Source organism: Thermococcus sp. 101 C5 (assembly GCF_009372125.1).
Classification (GTDB): domain Archaea; phylum Methanobacteriota_B; class Thermococci; order Thermococcales; family Thermococcaceae; genus Thermococcus_A; species Thermococcus_A bergensis.
In genome coordinates, this window is sequence record NZ_WHIZ01000095.1 from 1 (window position 1) to 4,624 (window position 4,624).

7 protein-coding genes are annotated in these 4,624 nt (G+C 44.4%); 2 read left to right on the plus strand and 5 right to left on the minus strand.

All coding sequences use genetic code 11. From position 1 onward, the window contains the following. From GBV73_RS10500 to GBV73_RS10515, 4 genes are all read right to left on the minus strand, one after another. A partial coding sequence (locus tag GBV73_RS10500; RefSeq protein ID WP_152878644.1) for a hypothetical protein occupies positions 1-308 on the minus strand: 308 nt, incomplete at its 3' end. Positions 309-331: 23 nt separating this feature from the next. After that, positions 332-1,348 carry a hypothetical protein gene (locus tag GBV73_RS10505; RefSeq protein ID WP_152881213.1) on the minus strand — a complete coding sequence of 339 codons (1,017 nt, stop codon included), beginning with the start codon at positions 1,346-1,348 and terminating at the stop codon, positions 332-334. A gap of 65 nt (positions 1,349-1,413) precedes the next feature. Then, positions 1,414-2,292 (minus strand): zinc metalloprotease HtpX, encoded by an 879-nt coding sequence (gene htpX, locus GBV73_RS10510; protein WP_042700384.1) that lies wholly within the window; start codon positions 2,290-2,292, stop codon positions 1,414-1,416. Then, entirely contained in the window at positions 2,283-2,837 is a 555-nt protein-coding gene (locus GBV73_RS10515) for an adenylate kinase family protein (protein ID WP_152881215.1), read from the minus strand. The genes htpX and GBV73_RS10515 overlap by 10 nt, the downstream gene beginning before the upstream one ends. 136 nt (positions 2,838-2,973) lie before the next feature. On the opposite strand from GBV73_RS10515, the gene GBV73_RS11490 reads away from it, so the two are divergent. Next, a complete protein-coding gene (locus GBV73_RS11490; protein WP_256371127.1) occupies positions 2,974-3,102 on the plus strand; it encodes a hypothetical protein in 129 nt (42 codons plus the stop codon). 1 nt (position 3,103) lies between these two features. On the opposite strand, the gene GBV73_RS10520 is transcribed toward GBV73_RS11490, so the two are convergent. Continuing rightward, entirely contained in the window at positions 3,104-4,321 is a 1,218-nt protein-coding gene (locus GBV73_RS10520) for a methionine adenosyltransferase (RefSeq protein WP_152881217.1), read from the minus strand. Positions 4,322-4,394: 73 nt separating this feature from the next. On the opposite strand from GBV73_RS10520, the gene GBV73_RS10525 reads away from it, so the two are divergent. Next, a partial coding sequence (locus GBV73_RS10525; protein WP_152881022.1) for a hypothetical protein occupies positions 4,395-4,624 on the plus strand: 230 nt, incomplete at its 3' end.

Sequence of the window (4,624 nt, forward strand, 5' to 3'; positions counted from 1 at the left end):
TTCTCCCAGTTGTGGAGGGTTGAGTAGTGAATGTTTGCTCCGAAGAATTTTCTGCCGTAGTGCTGGGCGTCTCTGAGGGGTAGGTTGTAGTATTGTTTAAAGAGGAGTATTGCCAGTATTGTTTTTACTGGAAATTTTTTGGATTTTGGCAGGTTCTTCAGCTTTCCTTCTGATTCGAAGTCTGCTAAAACGTCAAGAATTGCGAATGCCACGCTTTCAGGGTCTTTGAGTCTGTGATCCCATCTGGGGATCACGACAACCACCTGAAAGAATTCAGCAAAAACCCTAATAAAGGTTACTATAAACACGCCCCTCTCGAAAGGTTGAATAGCTATCCACTCCTCAATACTATTGCCTGAACATACTCTCCAAAATCGTCCTCTATCTTTTGCAGAGTTTCTTTACTGAAGTCTGGGACGTAAACAAATACCAGCCGTTCTTTTTCCTCTGCAATGTACCCTTTTTCTTCCGCAATTGCCAAGACTTCCTGATTAAGCCTCGTCTGATTGTACCCATACTTTTCAAAAAGCTCCCAAGGATAAAGCTGGATGTAAGGGCTGCCAATCTCTTCAAGTGCTTCCTTTGATGGATGGGCATAAAGAACTCTAATCCAGCCGTCTCTATAGATGTACATCTCCTCTCTTTTCTCGGAGCCTTCATAAAGAACCCAAAGAGGCTTGCGGGAAAGATCAAATATATAGATGCCAGTTCTTTTTCCCTCCCAACTATCTGCCAGAACTATAACTTCCACGTTTTGATAGTCTTTCAAAAACTTGATTTCAAACGATGGAAACGTGATGTCTGAAGTGCACATAATGGATGCGGGATTGCACTTCCACAGCTTGAAAGTGAGCTTTAACCTGTTTCCCTCCTCTTCACATGAAAGCAGTTTGAGATAGTACATCCCGCTTGTTCCAAAGCTTGTGTATATTCTTACATCTCCTTCAACGTCCTCCGCTCGGTTGTGGGCATAGTTCACGGGACAAAGAGGTTCCGGTTTTGTGAAGTCCTCGTCGTATTCTCCCCGGACTTCTATTTTAACAGCCTCAAGGGGGATGCCCTGCTCTTTAATAGCCTTCATGAGGGCTTCTTTGTTTCCATACGGGCTTATTGCAATGTGGATGTAGTTGTCCCTCACAATGCTGTCCTTTCCAAGCCATACTGCACCGATTCCATAGCTTGAATTCACAGCCAAGCGCTCAATTTTTGTCCTCCAGAGGTAGAGGTCATTTTCATCCCAAGTTTGAGAGTTATTCTCAGAGTCGTCTCTAATGGTGCTGGCATAATAGGCCGAGAAAAGCAACAGTATCACAAGAGCCGGTAGCATCAATCGTTTTATACTGATCATCAACAAAATCTACGTTTTAAAAATATAAATCAATTTCGATGGTTTCAAGAAAATTAGAAATGAAATCAAAAGGCAATTCCCATTTCTTCCGCAATCTTCCTGAGCCTTTCGATTCTTTTCTGGGTTGGCGGGTGTGTTGAGAACAGCTCTGCAAAGCTGACTCCCCTGAATGGGTTTACTATGAACATATGGGCAGTTGCCGGGTTTCCATCTCTGAGGGGTCTCATCGAGACAGCGTATTCAATCTTCTCAAGGGCCCTTGCAAGAGCCCACGGTTTTCCGCTTATCTTTGCTCCGGTTTCATCTGCCAGGTATTCCCTTGCCCTGCTTATTGCCATCTGAATTAGCATCGCGGCTATCGGAGCGAGTACTATCAAGAGTATAGCTCCCAAAGCACTCCCTGCGTCTCTATCCCTATCCCTTCCTCCAAATCCTCCGAGCCAGAGCATCCATCCGGCCCATCTCGCCACCATAATTATTGCTCCAGCCAATACTGCCGCTAGAGTTTGGATGAGTATGTCTCTGTTCTTTATGTGGCTTATCTCGTGCGCTATTACTCCTTCAAGTTCATCCCTATTTAGGAGTCTCAACAGCCCCTGAGTGACTGCAACCACAGCATGCTTTGGATTTCTGCCGGTTGCAAAGGCGTTTGGTGTTTCAGTTGGTACTATTGCCACTTTTGGCGTGGGGATTCCTGCTTCTTGAGCCAATCCCCTCACTATCTCATAGAGCTCTGGGGCTTCATCTTCTTCCAGAATTCTTGCCCTATACCATGTGAGAACGATTTTATCGCTGTACCAGTAGCTGAAGAAGTTCATCATCAAAGCGAAGATGAAAGCAAAGAGCATTCCAGTCTCATTGCCCAGAACATAGCCTATAGCCATTAATAGGCCAGTAAGGAATGCCATCAAAACTCCTGTTCTAATCCACAGGCCTACGCCCATTCGTCATCACCTCCAAGTTTCAGATATGGAAGTACTTCGTCATACACTTTAGTCCAGTCAACTATGCCTACTCTTCTTTTTATTCCCCTATTCAGGAAGTCCAGGATTTCTTCCACGACTTCTTCGGGAGATTTGTTTGTGGTATCTACTTCTATGATGTTCTCGTTTTCATCTATGGCCTCTAAAAGGCACACGTCAACGAGCTCTGCCTCGACATTTTCGGCTATTTTTTCCTCGCTGTATCCTCTCTCCTTTAAACGTTCTCCTACCAGTTTTGGATGAGCTCTGAGTATTATAATCTGATCGGCTGGCATCAGGTGGCTCAGGTGCCCGTCAAGTACCACATCCTTGTCTTTGAGCTCTTTTTCAACATAATAGGCGAGTTCATCAACTTCAACTTCAAGTTCTTCTCCCTTCATCTCGCCGATACCGTGTTTTAGGGCGAACTCTCTAAGGTCTACGTAATCGTAACCCAATTTTTTGGCTAAAAGTTTTGCTACAGTTGTTTTTCCAACTCCGGGTGTCCCGCTCACGGCAATTATCATGTTCTCTCACCTCTATCTAATTTATTGACCCAAGGTTTTTAAAGATATGGTTTTTTACGTCTTTTGTCGATGTAAAATTAGTCGTTAATCGAAAAATTTTTAAGGAAGCAAAGCGTATATGTTCTGGTGGTTCTTTATGAAGGAAGATAGGCTTTTGCAGAAGAAACTTGAGATTATTAGGAAACAAAAGGAAAAACTTATGCTTGAAGAAGCAAGAATTTTGAGAATTCTCATGCAAGAAAAGATGAAAAAGAGCGCCGGCTAAATCAGAAGACGTTAACTTTGTCCTCCAGTATCATTTTTTGTATTTTTGTTATATTTGCAAGCCACTCGTCTGCTATTTCATAAGCCTGTCTTTCGAACTGCTCAACTTTGTAGCCCGGCTTTGGAATTACCTGGATGCTTGCGACAAGAGGCTCGTCAATTGGCTTTCCTATCTGGCTGAGAATTCTCACGTAGGCTTCTTGCACCCCTTCTATCTGCTCGGCAATGTCGTTTGCTATTAAGGTAGAGAGGATGTTGTATATCTTACCCACGTGGCTGACGGGGTTCTTACCGGCCGCTGCCTCCATACTCATGTGCCTGTTTGGAGTAATGAGACCATTTACTCTGTTCCCTCTACCCACGCTACCGTCATCTCCAGCCTCTGCTGAAGTTCCCGTAACGGTTATGTAGTAGATGTCGTTTTCTGGGTCGTCAGCAGTGTTAACGTAAATGTTGACCTTTCTCTCTGTGTATTGGGAAACGAGCTCCCTAACTGCGTTATATATTCCCTCCTTGACTTCCATGTACTCCTGTGGGTTCTGAACCTCGCTGTCAACTATGGCAGCGGCAATTGTAAGGTCAATCTCGTCTCCTCTCCTGAGTCCCATAACCTTGATGTCCTCACCAACGGCTGGCCATTCCTTCTTAAACTTCTCACTGTTGAGGAGCTTCTCAGTTTCAAGGACTATCTTCTCGGTTTCGCTTAATGGAGCATAGCCCACACCAAAGGATGTGTCGTTTGCGAGGGGTATCGGGTTCTCCTTGACTTTGTTGAAAACACCAACCAGATCAACGCTTCCCTGTCCTATTCTTGAGTCAATGACCACGTGCTCTTCTACGTCTAGGTGTCTAACTGCCTTCCTTAAGTAGTCCTTTGCTGCCTTGATTGCCACTTCATGAACGGGGAACATTTCTTTATCAACAAACTCAACCGCTCTACCTGAGAGAAGGATGTATATCGGCTTTATCACTTCACCGCCGCCGAACCTTGGATAAGCCCTTCCTCCAACAACTTCAACCTGGTCTGTGTTGTGGTGGAGAATAATTCCGTACCTCTTTATGTACTCCCTTGAGAGCGCTCTGCTGATGGCTTCCGCTATTCCATCGGCTATGCTGTCTGGGTGACCTATTCCCTTTCTCTCTACGAGCTCTACCTTTTGCATCTCAACAGGAGTCCTCACGAGCTCTTCAACTATGATGTTTCTCTTCTTTTCAACCATGAGCATCACCTCAAATGAATTCTTACGTGCATAGTCAGAGGGTGCATTTATATATTTTTCGGCATGATGGGGCGTGTTTATAGTAACCTTTATTAGGGTTTTTGCTGAATTCTTTCAGGTGGTTGTCGTGATCCCCAGATGGGATCACAGACTCAAAGACCCTGAAAGCGTGGCATTCGCAATTCTTGACGTTTTAGCAGACTTCGAATCAGAAGGAAAGCTGAAGAACCTGCCAAAATCCAAAAAATTTCCAGTAAAAACAATACTGGCAATACTCCTCTTTAAACAATACTACAACCTACC